Genomic DNA, 15,530 nt, shown 5'->3' with positions numbered 1-15,530 from the left:
GGCCTCCGCGCGCGGACGGCGAGCGATGGGGACGGCGAAGTCGCGGAAGAAAAATCCCGTTGACGGATGCAGCAGAAAGCGTCGACACTCCTGTCGATCGCTCCCTGTAGACAGCGCTCGAAGCATCGGGCGGCCCGTGTCAGGTCCGGCACAAGTCTCTTCCGGCGCGGGAAGCTTGTCGGACCGGTCAGTCGTCGGCGGTTCGGAGGAACGGGCGGCGGTCCGATGCCGGTCGAGGCGCCGGAGTCGGCATGAGGTTTGCACAATGAGCTCGGTCGAAGCACCTTCACCTGGCGTCCCCCCGATCACGATCGTGAGAAGCGAACGTTCATGAAAACTGCAGAGCCGCCGTCACCCGGCCCGTCGGGCCTCATCGTCGACCGCCGACAGCTGCTGGCGGGCGCCGGCGCGCTCGGACTGGCCTTGGGTCCGATGGGTGGCCTCGCCCGCGCCGAGGACGCGCCCAAGAAGGGCGGCACGCTGCGCATGGGCATGGAGGGCGGCAGCGCCTCGGACAGCCTCGACTTCCGCACCTACACGGATTCCATCCACATCTCCTACGGCTACCAGATCTTCAACGGCATGGTGGAGATCGCCCAGGACGGCACCGCCACGGGCGAACTGCTGGAATCCTGGAGCACGAAGCCCGGCGCCACCGAATGGGTGTTCGACGTGCGCAAGGGCGTCACCTTCCATTCGGGCAAGACGCTCGACGCCGACGACATCATCTATTCGCTGAACCTGCACCGCGGCGAAACCAAGTCGCCCGCGAAGGACCTGCTCAGCGCCATCGCCGACATCCGGAAGCTCGGCCCGAACCAGGTCGGCATCACCCTCTCGTCCGGCAACGCCGACCTCCCCTACAACCTGTCCGACTACCACGTCCTCGTGGTGCCCAACGGCTTCTCCGACTGGTCGAAGCCCGACGGCACGGGCGCCTACGCGCTGGAAACCTTCCAGCCCGGCGTCAAGGTGGTGACCCGGAACACCGGCCGTTATTGGAAGCCGAACCGCGCCTGGTTCGACAGCATCGAGATCCGCTACATCCCGGACGTCGCCGCCCGCACGCAAGCGCTCATCTCGGGCCAGGTCGACGCCGTCAACCGCCTCGATCCGAAGACGGTCGGCTTCGTGCTGAAGTCCCCCAAGGTCGACGTCGTGCAGAGCAAGGGTTCGGGCAACCGCTTCGCCTTCGTGGCGCATTGCGACGACCCGAGCTTCGCGTCCAACGACACCCGCATGGCGCTGAAATACGGCATCGACCGGCAGAAGATCGTCGACACCGTCTACAAGGGCTACGCGTCGATCGGCAACGACACGCTGATCGCCCCCTCGAACCCTTATTTCGTGCCGAACACCCCGCCGCACAGCTACGACCCCGACCGGGCGGCCTCCCTCTACAAGAAGGCGGGCAGCCCGCCCCTGCAGCTCCAGGTGTCGGAGGGCGCCTTCTCGGGGGCGACCGATTCCGCGGTGCTGTTCCAGGAATCGCTGAAGAAGGCCGGCATCAACCTCGACCTCAAGCGCGTTTCAGCCGACGGCTATTGGGACAACGTGTGGCTCAAGGCGCCGTTCTGCGCCGTCTACTGGGGCGGGCGGCCCAGCGTCGACCTGCAGCTGTCGCAGACCTTCTTCTCGACCGCCAACTGGAACGACTCGCATTGGCGCGACCCGGGCTTCGACAAGCTGGTGGTGGCGGCCCGCATCGAGCTCGACCCCGCCAAGCGCAAGAGCATGTATGCCGAAGCCCAGCACATGATCGCCGACACCGGCGGCATGATCTGCTACGCGGTCGGCGACTACCTCGACGGCTATGCCAAGAAGGTGAAGGGCGTCGTCCCCCACCCGCGCTACGACATGGCCGACCAGCGCGCCGCCGAGAAGGCCTGGTTCGCCTGACCGGCCGCGAGCGGGCGCCGTCCGAGCGGGGAGCGGGATGAGGTTCCCCCGCTTGTCCCAGGGGCGTGCCGGGGCAGGCCCGAGGCTTCCACGCCCCTCGGGGGCGCCGGGCGGCCGGCCGTGCCGCCGCCGCGGTCCTTCCACGTCCGTGATCCGAAAGGCCCCTTCGTGATCCGCATGATCCTGTCGCGCATCGGTCTCGGGCTGCTCACGCTGCTCGTCGTGTCGATCGTGATCTTCGTGCTGACGCAGATCCTGCCGGGCGATACCGCCACATCGGTGCTGGGCCAGAACGCCACCCCCGAAACGCTCGCGGCCTTCCGCCACGAACTCGGGCTCGACCGGCCGGCGGCGCTGCGCTACCTCGCCTGGCTCGGCGGGGTGCTGCACGGCGACTTCGGCGTGGCGCTGACCAACAAGCAGGACATCGTGGAAGTGCTCGGGCCGCGCTTCAGGAACACGCTGTTCCTCGCCGGCTACGCGGCCCTGATGGCGCTGCCGCTGGCGGTGGGCTTCGGCATCCTGGCCGCCATCCGCGAAGGCCGCCTGACCGACCGGCTCGCCAACATCGTGGCGCTGCTGGCCATCTCGATGCCGGAGTTCTTCGTCGGCTACCTCTTGATCCTGAACCTGTCGGTGAACCACGAATGGTTCCCGTCGCTGGCGACGGTGGGCACCGACACGCCCTTCGGCGAGCGCGTCTGGGCCGTGACGCTTCCGGCCGTGACCCTCACCTTCCTGGTCACCGCCCACATGCTGCGCATGACGCGCAACTCCGTGCTGTCCACCATGTCGACCGCCTATGTCGAGATGGCGTTCCTGAAGGGGCTCAGCCGCGCCCGCGTGGTGACGCGCCACGCCCTGCCCAACGCCGCATCGCCCGTCATCTCGGTGATCGCGCTGAACCTCGCCTACCTCGTGGTGGGCGTGGTGGTGGTGGAGAACGTGTTCACCTACCCGGGCGTCGGCCAATACATGATCGACGCGGTGTCCAAGCGCGACGTGCCGGTGATCGAGGCCTGCGGCATCGTCTTCGCGGGCGTCTTCATCACGCTGAACACCTTCGCCGACGTGATGGCGATCGTGCTGAACCCCCGCCTGCGCCACCCCCGGTGAGGAGGATCGCCCGATGACCATCTTCGGCCACAAGGCGCCCCTCACCGCGGTGGTGGGCCTGGCCATCATCCTGCTGAACCTCCTCGTGGCGCTGGCCGGCCCCTACCTCGCCCCCTACGGCGAAACCCAGGTGGTGGGCGGGGGCTGGGACCCGGCTTCGGCCGCCGCCTGGTTCGGCACGGACCAGATCGGCCGGGACATGTTCACGCGGCTCGTCTACGGCGCCCGCATGACGATCGGCATCGCCTTCGTCACCACGATCCTGTCCTTCGCCATCGGCATCACGCTGGGGCTGGTGGCGGCCGTGGCGGGGCGCTGGGTCGACGCGCTGATCTCGCGCGCCGTCGACGTGGTGCTGTCGATCCCGCTGCTGATCTGGGCGCTGATGATCCTCAACGTGCTCGGGCAGTCGCTGTTCTCGCTGGTGTTCACCATCGGTTGCCTCGATTCCACCCGGGTGTTCCGCCTCGCCCGGGCGCTCGGCCTCAACCTCGTGTCCCTCGACTTCGTCGAGGTGGCGCGCATGCGCGGCGAGGGGCTGTGGTGGGTGATCAGCCGCGAAATCCTGCCCAACGCCGCCGCCCCGCTGATGAGCGAGTTCGGCCTGCGCTTCTGCTTCAACTTCCTGTTCATCGCGGCCCTGAGCTTCCTCGGGCTCGGCGTGCCGCTGCCCTATGCCGACTGGGGCGGCATGGTGAAGGACAACGTGGGCGGCATCTCCTTCGGCCTGCCCGCCGCCCTCTATCCCGCGGCCGCCATCGCGCTGCTGACGGTGGGCATCAACCTCGTGGTCGACTGGTTCCTGTCGATCGACGCGCGCCCGTCCGGCGCCCAGGCCGAGATGTGAGGGCATGGCGATGGCCGACGACCGGATCCTGTGCCTCGAAAAACTTCGGGTCGAAACCATCGCGGGCCGGGTGCTCGTCGACGACGTGGACGTCGAGCTGAAGCGCGGTGAGATCCTCGGGCTGATCGGCGAATCCGGGGCCGGCAAGTCGACGATCGGCTTGGCGTCGATGGCTTACGCGCGGGCCGGCATGCGGATCACCGGCGGCACCATCACGCTGGCCGGGACCGAGCTGCGCGCCTCCACCGCCCTCTACCGCCGCCACACGCGGGGCAAGAGCATCGCCTACATCGCGCAAAGCGCCGCGGCCTCGTTCAACCCCGGCATGACGCTGATGGACCAAGTGTGCGAGGCGCCGGTGGTGCACGGCGTGATGGGGCGCGCCGAAGCGGAAGTCTACGCGAAAAAGCTGTTCCGCACCCTGCAGCTGCCGAACCCGGACACGATCGGGGACCGCTATCCCCACCAGGTGTCGGGCGGGCAGCTCCAGCGCGTCATGGCCGCCATGGCGATGAGCTGCCGGCCGGACGTGATCGTGCTCGACGAGCCCACCACCGCGCTCGACGTGACGACGCAGATCGAGGTGCTGGCGCTGTTGCGCGACCTCATCGCGGAGTTCGGCACCGCCGGCCTCTACATCACCCACGACCTCGCCGTGGTGGCGCAGATCGCCCACCGCATCATGGTGCTGCGCCACGGCAAGACGATCGAATGCGGCGACACGGTGCAGATCCTGGAGCACCCGCGCACCGACTATTGCCGGGCGCTGGTCAACGAGCGGCGCGACGCCGAGCACCTGACGCTGTCGGTGCCCGATCGGGCGGCACCGCCGATCCTGCGGGTGCGGGACGTGACGGCGGGCTACGGCACGGCCGCGGCGGCCCGGAACGCCGTCGCGGTGGTGAAAAACGCCTCCTTCGACCTCGCCAAGGGGGAAACGCTGGCGATCGTCGGCGAGTCGGGCTCGGGCAAGAGCACGATGGCGCGGATCGTCACCGGCCTGCTGCCGCGCTGGAGCGGCGACATCGAGCTCGCGGGGAAGAGCCTGCCGCCGGCGCTGGGGCGTCGCCCGAACGACATCCTGCGCCGCCTGCAGATGGTGCACCAGATGCCCGACACGGCGCTGAACCCGCGCCAAACGCTGGCGCAGATCATCGGCCGGCCCGTGGCGCTGTTCTTCGGGCGGGGCCGCGCCGAGGTGCGGGCGCGGGTGCTGGAGCTGTTGCGCCTCGTCGGCCTGCCGGAGGAGTTCGCGGACCGCAAGCCCGGGCAGCTGTCCGGCGGGCAGAAGCAGCGGGTGTGCATCGCCCGCGCGCTGGCGGCCGAGCCCGAGGTGATCATCTGCGACGAGCCCACCTCCGCGCTCGACCCGCTGGTGGCCGAGGAGGTGCTGAAGCTGCTCAAAGGCCTGCAGGACCGGCTCGGCCTCGCCTACGTGTTCATCACCCACGACCTCGGCACGGTGCGGCGCATCGCGCACCGCACGGCCGTGATGCTGAAGGGCGAGATCATCGCGCAGGGCCCGACGGAGCAGATCTTCTCGCCGCCCTACCACCCCTACACGGAGAAGCTGATCCTGTCGGTGCCCGAGATGCACACGACCTGGCTCGACGAGATCCTGCAGAAGCGCGGCGGCGCGGCCGGGCTGGTGGCCGGCGCGGCGGAGCGCCCGGCCGAGGTGACGCCCGCGGCGCGGGCCGCCGCCGCGGATGCCGGCGCGGTGGCCGAAACCGAGCGGATGGCGGCGCGCGAGGTGCTGGGCGAGGGGCGCGGCGCGGCGGGGCTGGAGGCGCTGCAGACGGAGGTGCGGAACCTGAAGGGGATGATGGAGATCTGAGGGGGCGGGGCGCGACGGCGATGGTCGCAGGGTCGGTCGTCGACGGCGGTGGTCAGGCGGGAGTTCAGGCCTTCGCGAGCCGTTCTGCGGCGGTCGCATGGGGCACGCCCTCTCCCAACGTAGTTCCGATCAGCGCGGCGGCGGCTCGGGGCGACAGTTCGGACGTGTCCAGATCGAGATCGTAGATGCCCGGAGCATGGACCGCCTCCTGCCAGGCCAGGATGGGGGCGGGAATGGGCCGGTCGGCGCCGCCTCGCTCGTAGACGCCTTCCCGGCCTGTTTCAGGACGGCTACGACGCTCGAGGACCGTGGGAAGGGGGCAGCGCACTCCGACGATCGGAACTGGCAGGCCGTCCAGCCGGCGCATGCTGTCGCGGAGGAGGTGGAGGGGTTTCGAGTGGGCGTCGTGATGGCCGATGTCGACCACGACGTTCAGCCCCAGCCGGCTGTGGGCCGCGACCGAGTCGTAGAGCGCGGCGAAGAGGATCGGCAGATGCGCTTCGATGTCCGGTCTTTCGCCGCCGGGGCGTAGACCGATGGCCGGCCACAGCGCCGCCGGGACCGCTCGCAGATAGGTGTCCACCCCGAGGTTGATCCAGATGCCGTCGAGCTGCTCCTGGATCGCCGCCGCGATGCTGGATTTGCCGGACCGAGGCGCGCCGTTCAGCACGACGATCCATCCTGGAGCCCGCGCCGCTCCTGGATCGACCATCAGTGGGAGCTTCGGATTTTCGATGGCCACGTCCCGCCCCTGTCCCTCGTCGACTCCGTCTCGCCTGCGATGCGGGATGCGAACCCCTACGGCCGCCCTCCCGCGTCCACCGGGTAGAGCCGCGGGAACCAGCGCTCCACGGCATCGACGGGGAGCCCCAGCCGGAGCGGTGCTCGGCTGCTCTCTCCGACTAACATACCCCTCTGAACGAGCGCCGAGGTTATTTTCCGTGCCGCCCGCTCCTCGTAGTCGGTGAGGAGCGGAACGCGCGATCGCTCCACCTCGCCGGCTAACACCGCTTCGCGCAGAACCGTGAAACTGCCGCGAGGCAGGCGCTTCGCCCGTACCTCCTCCTCGATATGCACTTCGATCCGACGATCGAGCGCCTCCGGCTCCATGAGCCCGCCCATGAAGCCGACCTGGTCGACCGCGCGCTCCAAAAAGAAGCGGGCGAAGGCAATGAGGCCGCGTTGGGTGAGGTTGCCCCTCCCGTCTCGGTCGCCTTCACGAGGATTGTCGGCGCCCATCAGAAGTTGCTTGTATCGTACGTCCTCCCTGGCGAGGCCCCGTGCCACCGACCAAAGGCTGGTGCCGACCTCCAGCCTCTTCAGAAGAGCATGCGACATCAGCCGCGCGACACGTCCGTTCCCGTCCAGAAAGGGGTGGATCCACAGGAAGCGGTGATGCACGGCACCGACCGCCTGGATCTTGCGGATGCGCGATGAGCGGGCGCCATAGGCCTGATCGAACCGGGCCAGAAACCGCGGGAGGTCGCCGTGCGGTGGGGGGATGTGCCGACCCACCTGGACGTCCCGCTCCCGGAGCCGCCCCGGGATCACCGGCAGGCGCTCGCCCGTGGCGGGACTCTCGACCCATAGCAACTCGTCCGGCAGCCGGCTGCAGAACTCCTCGTGAAGCCAACAGGCGTAGGCGGACGTCGCGGGCCATACCGGCGGATCGCGCCCCTCGTCGATGAGCCTCTGCACATGGATATGCGCGAGAGCTTCGTGCTGGAGGTTTCGCTTGCGCGGCTCGTTCGAGAAATCGTTCGCCAGGGCCCGGTCGATGTCGCGAGGATGGGTGTCGTGACCCTCGATCAGGTTGGAATAATAGCAGTTCATCGACCGCACGAGCGTGCCGACCGACTCACGCAGGATCGGGTGCATGCGCTTGGCGAGACCGTTGGATTCGGCCAGCAGCGTGGCGGCAATGTCCTCGAGCGCGAGCTCGGACTCCTCCACCAGCATCGGCTCCATGGCGCTGACTTCCATGTGCCCATCATGCCGGTTTTCATGCCGGATGCACAGGTTTGATCTTTCTACGGAAACCATTGCATTCGCCGGCTCCTGTGCCGGCTTTCGTGCCGCCAACCGGCGCTTGTCGCACCCTGCGACGCTGCCTGCTGCTCGTCCGGACTGCGGCCCCGGAATCGGAAGCGCAGACAGGTCGTCTCCGCCCCGCCGCTCAGCGCACCCCCACGCTCCGCCCCGCCGCCTCTGGCCGCTCCATCCCCGCGTGCTCCCGCGCCAGCGCCGCCATCGCGTCCCGCACCGCCCCCTCGGCCGCGACGCTGCGCCCCGCCGCCGTGTCGACGTGGAGCAGCATCTGCTCGGCGCTGGCCAGCTCCGTCCCGTCGCCCGCGCGGCGCAGGCGGTGGAACAGGTGCAGCCGTTTGCCGTCGGCGCCGAGCACCTGCGTGTCGACCGCGAGCGCCTCGCCTTCGCGCGCTTCGCCGCGGTGCATGATGTGCGTTTCCACCGTGTAGAAGCTGCGGCGGGTCGCCAGATAGGCGGCGTCGACGCCGATGCGGCGGAGCAGCGCGTCCGTGGCCTCGCCGAAGCATTGCAGGAAGCGGTGCTCCGTCATGTGGCCGTTGTAGTCGATCCAGTCCGGCGGCACCGCCCCGGCCCAAGTCTGCGGGAGGGTGTCCTGCGGGAGGGTGTCCTGTGGGAGCGTGTCGCGGGCCGCGCCGCCGGCGGGCTCCCGCCCCCGCAGCGCCCGCTCGTGCGAAGCCACCACGGCGCCCGCCGCATAGTCCTGCCCGCGCAGGCCGGAGAGCACCGCCACGAGGCAGTCGTCGCGCTTGCGCTCCAGGTCGCGGATCGACGCGCCGGCCGCCTGCGCGTCCGACTGGTCCGACACGCGGTCGACCAGGGCGTCGGTCAGCTCCGGGGCCACGAGCTTCGTCCAGGGCAGCTTCAGCGCCGGGCCGAACTGCGCGAGGAAGTGGCGCATCCCGGCTTCCCCGCCCGCGAGCCGGTAGGTCAGGAACGTGCCCATGAAGCTCCAGCGCAGGCCGGCGCCGTAGCGGATGGCGTCGTCGATCTCCTCGGTGGTGGCGACGCCGTCCGCGACGAGCCACAGGGCTTCGCGCCACAGGGCTTCGAGCAGCCGGTCGGCCACGAAGCCGTCGACCTCCTTGCGCACGCGCAGCACCCGCAGGCCGACTTGTCCGTAGAGCGCCGCCGCGCGGTCCAGCGCGGCGGGGGCCGTGCGCTCGCCGCCGCAGACCTCGACGAGCGGCAGCAGGTAGACCGGGTTGAACGGGTGCCCGACGACGAGCCGCTCGGGGTGCGCCATGCCGGCGGCGAGCCGCGTCGGCAGCAGGCCCGAGGTCGAGGAGGCGACCACGACGTCGGGCGCCGCCGCGGCGTCGATCTCGGCGAGCACGCGGACCTTGAGGTCCTCGACCTCGGGCAGGCTTTCGACGACGAAGCTCGCGCCCGCCGCCGCGTCGGCCACCGAGGCGGCGATGCGCAGCCGCCCTTCCGGCACGGCCACGCCCGGCATCAGCTTCGCCCGCGCCCGGCGGGCGTTGGCCAGCACGGCGTCGAGCTTGCGGGCGAGGCCCGGGTCGGGGTCGAAGACCGCGCAATCGTGGCCGTCGAGCAGGAAGCGCGCCGCCCAGCCGGCGCCGATGACGCCGCCGCCGACGAGGCCGATGGAGTCGCGCGCGCTCATGCCGGCCCCCGCAGGTTCAACAGCCGGCGCACGGCGGCCGGGCCCATCACGCTCCCCCCCATGGCGGTGAGGACCGTGGCGGCGCGCTCCACCAGCGCGCCGTTGGTGGCGAGCACGCCCCGGTCGAGCCACAGGTTGTCCTCGAGCCCGACGCGGACGTTGCCGCCCGCGAGCGCCGCCATGGCGACGTAGGGGAGTTGCCGCCGCCCGATCGAGAAGGCGCTCCACACGGCCCCGGCCGGCAGGCGGTGGACGAGCGACATCAGCGTCAGCGGGTCGTCGGGCGCGCCGTAGGGGATGCCGAGGCAGAGCTGGACCATCGCGGGGCCGTCGACCAGCCCCTCCTTCACCAGGTCGTTGACGAAGACGAGGTGGCCGGCGTCGAACACTTCGAGCTCGGGGCGGACCCCCAGGGCCTGCACCTGCCGCGCCATGGCGCGCAGGGTGGCGGGCGTGTTGGTCATGACGTAGTCGCCGAGCGCGAAGTTCATCGTGCCGCAGTCGAGCGTGCAGATCTCGGGGCGGAGCGCCGCCACATGGGCCAGGCGCTCGGTCGGGCCGACCATGTCGGTCTGGGCCGGGTCGAGGGGCAGGGGGTGCTCGCCCGCGCCGAACACCACGTCGCCGCCCATGCCGGCGGTGAGGTTGAGGATCACGTCCGTGCCGGAGGTCCGCACGCGGTCCACCACCTCGCGGTACAGCGGCAGGGCGCGGGACGCGCGGCCGGTGTCGGGGTCGCGGACGTGGATGTGGGCGATCGCGGCGCCGGCGCCGGCCGCCTCGATGCAGGCGTCGGCGATCTGCTTCGGCGTGACGGGGACGTGGGGGCTGCGCCCCGCCGTGTCGCCCGCGCCCGTGACCGCGCAGGTGATGAAGGTGCTGGGGTTCATGGACGAGGCTCCGGGTCCCGATGCGGCAGGATCCCGCGGCCGGCGTGCCCCGGCTGCACGGCGCCCGACGCTTCGCCGTCCGGAATGCGACGCCGAGACGGTTTCGAAAAGCCCCCGGCCTTTCGCGGGGCGTGGGGCGGAGCCCCGCAGACGGCCGGTGCAGCAGAACCCCCCTCGACGCGCGCCGAAAAGGCCGCGATCTTGCACGGGCGCGGCGATGCGAGGGGGCCCCGTGGACGAGCCGGACGACGTCGACATCACCGAGAACCTGTGGATCCCGCTCGCCGACGGCACACGCCTCGCGGCGCGGATGTGGCGACCGCGCGGGGCAGGGCCCGTGCCGGCCGTGCTCGAATACATCCCCTACCGCAAGCGCGACGGCACCCGCGGCCGCGACGACCCGATGCACGGTTTCTTCGCCGCCGCCGGCTATGCGGCGCTGCGCGTCGACATGCGCGGCTCGGGCGATTCCGACGGGCTGCTCCACGACGAGTACCTGCTCCAGGAGCAGGACGACGCGCTGGAGGTCATCGCCTGGATGGCCGCCCAGCCCTGGTGCGACGGGTCCGTCGGGATGATGGGCAAGAGCTGGGGCGGCTTCAACGCGCTGCAGGTGGCGGCGCGGCGCCCGCCGGCGCTGAAGGCCATCGTCACGGTGTGCTCCACCGACGACCGCTTCGGCGACGACATCCACTTCAAGGGCGGCTGCCTGCTCAACGACAATCTGTGGTGGGGCGCCATCATGCTGGCCTACCAGGGCCGGCCGCCCGACCCCGCCATCCGCCCCGATTGGCGCGAGCGTTGGCTGGAGCGGCTCGACGCCATGCCGTTCTGGCCCGCCCTGTGGCTGGCGCACCAGGCGCGCGACGATTATTGGCGCCACGGCTCGGTCTGCGAGGATTGGGGCGCGATCCGCTGCCCGGTGCTGGCGGTCGGCGGCTGGGGCGACGCCTACACGGATGCGGTGCCGCGGCTGATGGAGCACCTGACGGTGCCGCGCAGGGCGCTCGTCGGCCCCTGGGCCCACGTGTACCCGCAGGACGGCAGCCCCGGCCCCGCCATCGACTTCCTGGGCGAATGCGTCCGCTGGTGGGACCAGTGGCTGAAGGGCCGCGACACGGGCGTCATGGACGAACCGGCGATGCGGGCCTTCATCGAGGACTGGCAGGCGCCCTCCTCGACGCGGCTCCACGCCCGAGGCCGCTTCGTCGGCGAGGCGGACTGGCCGAGCCGCGCCATCCACCCCCGCCGCTTCGGCCTCGCCCCGGGGCGGCTCGTCGACGGCCCCCCGCAGCCCGGCGCGCTGTCGGTCCGCTCGCCGCCGTGGACCGGCACCGGCGGGGGCGAGTGGATGGGCACCGGCGTGCCGGGCGAGCGGCCGACCGACCAGCGCATGGACGACGGATTGTCGCTCTGCTTCGACACGGAGCCGCTGGCCGAGCCGATCGAGATCCTCGGCAACCCTGCCGTCGACCTCGTGCTCGCCTCGGACCGGCCGCAGGCGCAGCTGGCCGTGCGGCTCTGCGACGTGGCGCCGGACGGATCCTCGCTGCGGATCTCCTACGCGGTGCTGAACCTCGCCCACCGCGACGGGTCGGAGGAGCCGCGCCCCCTCGTGCCGGGCGAGGCCGCGCGGGTGCGGATCGCGCTGAAGATGTGCGGCCACCGCGTGCCCGCCGGCCATCGGCTGAGGCTCGCCCTGTCGACCGCCTGCTGGCCGCTCGTGTGGCCGGCGCGCGACGCCGCGACCCTGACGGTCGCGTGCGGCGACGGCCTGCTCGCCCTGCCGGTCCGCGCGGACACCGGCGGCGAGGTGTCCTTCGGCCCGCCCCGCCACGGCCCCGCCGCGCCCACGACGGTCCTGGCGGAGGGCCGGGCGGCCCGGCGGGTCGCCTTGGACCTCCTCGCCGACACCGCCACGGTCGTCACCGAGGCCGAGGGGGGCCTCTTCGGCGAGGGCGCGATGCGCTTCGACGACATCGGCACGGAACTGTCGCACGACCTCACCCGCACCCTCACGGTCGGGCGCGACCCGCTTTCAGCCGAAACCCGCATCGTGCAACGCTACGCCATGGGGCGCGACGGCTGGCGCATCCGGATCGAGACCGAGACGGCGATGCGCGGCGACGCGGACAGTTTCACGATCGAGGGCGAGCTGCGCGCCTACGAGGGCGACGCGCTCGTCCGCACCCGGGCGTGGCATGAGCGCATCCCCAGGGGCGATCTTTGACGGCGCGATCTTTGACGGGAGGCCGCATGTCCGACGACCCGCTGCTCCAGCCGTACCGGCTCAAGCACCTCACCTTCCGCAACCGCCTGCTGTCCACCGCCCACGAGCCCGCCTACACGGAGGAGGGCATGCCGAAGGGGCGCTACCGCCTCTACCACGCCGAGAAGGCGAAGGGCGGCATCGCGCTGACGATGATCGGCGGCTCGGCCGTGGTGGCGCCGGACAGCCCGCAGGCCTTCGGCAACATCCTGCTCTACCGGGACGAGGTGGTGCGCTGGCTCGGCGAGCTCGCCGACGACGTGCATTCGCACGGCGCCGCCGTGATGATCCAGATCACCCATCTCGGCCGCCGCACCACCTGGGGCAAGGCGGACTGGCTCCCGGTGCTGGCGCCGTCGAGCGTCCGCGAGCCCGCCCACCGCGCGTCCCCCAAGGCCATGGAGGACTGGGACATCGCCCGCGTGGTGGCCGACTACGCCGATGCCGCCGAGCGCGTGAAGGCGGCCGGGCTCGACGGCATCGAGGTCGAGGCCTACGGCCACCTCCTCGACCAGTTCTGGTCGCCGCTCACCAACAAGCGCGACGACGGTTACGGCGGCAGCCTCGACAACCGCCTGCGCTTCGGCCTGGAAGTGCTCGGCGCCATCAGGAAGCGCGTCGGGCCGGACTTCGTCGTGGGCGTGCGCGCCGTGGCGGACGAGGACCAGGAGGGCGGCATCACCCGGGAAGAGGGGCTCGGCATCGCCGGGCGGCTGCAGGCGTCCGGGCTGATCGACTTCGTCAACGTCATCCGCGGCCACATCGACACCGAGGAGGGGCTGAGCCACGTCATCCCCAACATGGGCGCCCGCTCGGCGCCGCACCTCGACTTCGCCGGCGAGGTCCGGGCGGCCACGCGCCTGCCGACCTTCCACGCCGCCCGCATCCAGGACGTCGCCACGGCGCGCCACGCCATCGCGTCGGGCAAGCTCGACATGGTGGGCATGACGCGCGCCCACCTCGCCGACCCCCACATCGCCCGCAAGATCGCCGAAGGGCGCGAGCATACCATCCGCCCCTGCGTCGGCATGGGCTATTGCATCGATTCCATCTATTCCGGCCAGGCGGTGTGCATCCACAACGCCGCGACGGGCCGCGAAGCGGGCGTGCCCCACGTCGCGCCGCGGTCGCCCGGCCCGCGGCGGCGCGTCGTGGTGGTGGGCGCGGGGCCGGGCGGGCTGGAGGCGGCGCGGGTCGCGGGCGAGCGCGGCCACGAGGTGCTGGTGCTGGAAGCGGCGTCGCAGCCCGGCGGCCAGGTCCGCCTCGCCGCGGCCCTGAAGCGCCGCCGCGAGATCATGGGCATCGTCGACTGGCGGATGAGCGAGTGCGAGCGCCACGGCGTGGCGTTCCGCTTCGACACCTACGCCGAAGCCGGGGACGTGCTGGCGGAGGATCCCGACGTCGTCGTGGTGGCGACGGGCGGGCTGCCGGACACCGGGTTCCTCGACGCGGGCGCGGAGCTCGCCACGACGGGGTGGGACCTGCTGTCGGGGGCCGTGCGGCCCGCCGCCTCCGTGCTGGTCTACGACGAGGACGGCGCCCATCCCGGCATGACGGCGGCCGAGTTCGCCGCCGGCACCGCCGCGGCCCTCCAGGTGGTGACGCCCGAGCGCACGCTCGCCCCCGACGTCGGGGGGACGAGCTTCCCGGCCTATTTCAAGGCGCTGAGCGTGGCCGGCGCGGAGGTGACGCTGAACCTGCGCCTGAGGAGCCTGGAGCGGCGCGGCAACCGCATCGTGGCGCGCTTCTTCGACGACTACGGCCGGCGCTGGATCGAGAAGGAGGCCGACCAGGTCGTGGTGGAACACGGCACGGTGCCGCTCGACGAGCTGTATCTCGCCCTGAAGCCGGGCTCCGCCAACCTCGGCGAGGTCGACCACGCGGCCCTGCTCGACGGCCGCCCGCAGGGCGTGGTGCGCAACCCGGAGGGCCGGTACCGCCTGTTCCGCGTCGGCGACGCGGTCGCGGGCCGCAACATCCACGCGGCGGTCTACGACGCGATGCGGCTGATGAAGGACCTGTGACGCGCGGGCCGCCGGGCGCCCAGGCGCGGCCGGGATCGCGGGGCGAAGCCATCGGACGGATGTCGTGGCGTCGGGGTCGCGACGGCGCGGAGCGGGGAGACTGGGGCATGGCGGAGGGGCGGGGCGCGGGCATCGCCATGGTGTTGGCGGCGGGGCTGATCTACAGCACCGCCGGCCTGTTCACCCGCGCGCTGGCGCTCGACGCCTGGACCATCCTGGGCTGGCGGGCCGTCTTCGGCACCGCCTTCATGCTGGCCTGGATGGGGGTCGAGAACGGCCGCGGGACCCTGCGCGCCTTCGCGCTGCCGCCGGCCAGCCTGCTGCTCACCGTGCCGGTGGCGCTGTCGGGCCTGTGCTACATCGTGGCGCTGAAGCTCACCACGGTGGCCGACGTGATGGTGGTCTACGCCGCCATGCCCTTCGTGACGGCCCTCGTGGCCTGGGCCTGGGTGGGCGACGTGCCCGACAGGCGGCTGATGACGGCGGGCGCGATCGCGCTTCTCGGCATCGCCGCCATGGTGGGCGGCGGCGCGGCGCAAGGGTCGCGCCTCGCCGGCATGGCCTTCGCCTTCGGCATGGACGTCGGCATGGCGGTGATCCTGGTCAACGCCCGCCGGGGCGCCCGGGCCGGCAACGCCGTCTACACGCTCGGCACGGCGCTGAGCGGCGTCGTCGGCTTCGCGCTGGCGCCGCGGCCGGCCGTGAGCGCGGGCGACCTCGCCCTGCTGGCGCCCTTCGGGCTGCTGACGATCGGCCTCGCCATGGCGCTCTACATGGCGGGCGCGCGGCGCATTCCCGCCGCCGAGGTGGGGCTGATCAGCATGCTCGACGTCGCGTCCGGGCCCGCGCTCGTGTGGCTCGCCTTCGGCGAGGATCCCGGCCCGACGACGGTCGTTGGCGGCGCGGTCGTGGTCGGGGCGCTGCTGTGGCACCTCGCGCCCGACATGCGGCGGCTCCTGCGCCCCGCCTGACGGG

General features: G+C 71.7%; 11 protein-coding genes. 7 read left to right on the top strand and 4 right to left on the bottom strand.

Features of this window, described 5'->3' with window-relative positions; translation table 11 throughout:
• The first annotated feature begins 330 nt into the window (after window positions 1–330).
• From D3273_RS17330 to D3273_RS17315, 4 genes are all read left to right on the top strand, one after another.
• The gene (locus D3273_RS17330; protein WP_129228147.1) at window positions 331–1,899 is read left to right on the top strand and encodes an ABC transporter substrate-binding protein; all 1,569 of its coding nucleotides are present in this window, start codon (window positions 331–333) and stop codon (window positions 1,897–1,899) included.
• 177 nt (window positions 1,900–2,076) lie between these two features.
• The gene (locus D3273_RS17325) at window positions 2,077–3,015 is read left to right on the top strand and encodes an ABC transporter permease (protein ID WP_207210811.1); all 939 of its coding nucleotides are present in this window, start codon (window positions 2,077–2,079) and stop codon (window positions 3,013–3,015) included.
• 13 nt (window positions 3,016–3,028) lie between these two features.
• Complete coding sequence (locus D3273_RS17320) at window positions 3,029–3,862, top strand: ABC transporter permease (protein WP_129228145.1); 834 nt, start codon at window positions 3,029–3,031, stop codon at window positions 3,860–3,862.
• Between the two features lie 10 nt (window positions 3,863–3,872).
• Window positions 3,873–5,699, top strand: a complete 1,827-nt coding sequence (locus D3273_RS17315) for an ABC transporter ATP-binding protein (RefSeq protein WP_129228167.1) — start codon at window positions 3,873–3,875, stop codon at window positions 5,697–5,699.
• Between the two features lie 64 nt (window positions 5,700–5,763).
• Here D3273_RS17315 and D3273_RS17310 read toward each other — a convergent pair whose 3' ends face one another.
• The 4 genes from D3273_RS17310 to D3273_RS17295 form a co-directional block, all read right to left on the bottom strand.
• Window positions 5,764–6,411 (bottom strand): chloramphenicol phosphotransferase CPT family protein, encoded by a 648-nt coding sequence (locus tag D3273_RS17310; RefSeq protein ID WP_129228166.1) that lies wholly within the window; start codon window positions 6,409–6,411, stop codon window positions 5,764–5,766.
• Window positions 6,412–6,497: 86 nt separating this feature from the next.
• A complete protein-coding gene (locus D3273_RS17305) occupies window positions 6,498–7,682 on the bottom strand; it encodes a Fic family protein (protein WP_207210806.1) in 1,185 nt (394 codons plus the stop codon).
• Between the two features lie 193 nt (window positions 7,683–7,875).
• Window positions 7,876–9,372: a carnitine 3-dehydrogenase gene (locus D3273_RS17300; RefSeq protein WP_129228144.1), complete on the bottom strand. Its 1,497-nt coding sequence runs from the start codon at window positions 9,370–9,372 to the stop codon at window positions 7,876–7,878.
• Window positions 9,369–10,262 (bottom strand): beta-keto acid cleavage family enzyme, encoded by an 894-nt coding sequence (locus D3273_RS17295; RefSeq protein ID WP_129228143.1) that lies wholly within the window; start codon window positions 10,260–10,262, stop codon window positions 9,369–9,371. Before D3273_RS17295 ends, D3273_RS17300 begins: the two co-directional genes overlap by 4 nt.
• Window positions 10,263–10,494: 232 nt before the next feature.
• Here D3273_RS17295 and D3273_RS17290 point away from each other — a divergent pair, with 232 nt between their 5' ends.
• The 3 genes from D3273_RS17290 (at window position 10,495) to D3273_RS17280 (ending at window position 15,526) form a co-directional block, all read left to right on the top strand.
• Entirely contained in the window at window positions 10,495–12,492 is a 1,998-nt protein-coding gene (locus D3273_RS17290; RefSeq protein WP_245501238.1) for a CocE/NonD family hydrolase, read from the top strand.
• A gap of 26 nt (window positions 12,493–12,518) precedes the next feature.
• On the top strand, window positions 12,519–14,555 hold the full coding sequence (locus D3273_RS17285) for an oxidoreductase (RefSeq protein ID WP_129228141.1): 2,037 nt from the start codon (window positions 12,519–12,521) through the stop codon (window positions 14,553–14,555).
• A 107-nt stretch (window positions 14,556–14,662) separates the two neighbouring features.
• Window positions 14,663–15,526, top strand: a complete 864-nt coding sequence (locus D3273_RS17280; protein WP_165359541.1) for a DMT family transporter — start codon at window positions 14,663–14,665, stop codon at window positions 15,524–15,526.
• Window positions 15,527–15,530 lie beyond the last annotated feature (4 nt).

The sequence above is a fragment of the Lichenibacterium minor genome, assembly GCF_004137685.1.
Classification (GTDB): Bacteria; Pseudomonadota; Alphaproteobacteria; order Rhizobiales; family Beijerinckiaceae; genus Lichenihabitans; species Lichenihabitans minor.
The sequence above is the reverse complement of the archived record's forward strand: the minus strand, read 5'-3'. Positions and strand labels throughout refer to the sequence as shown.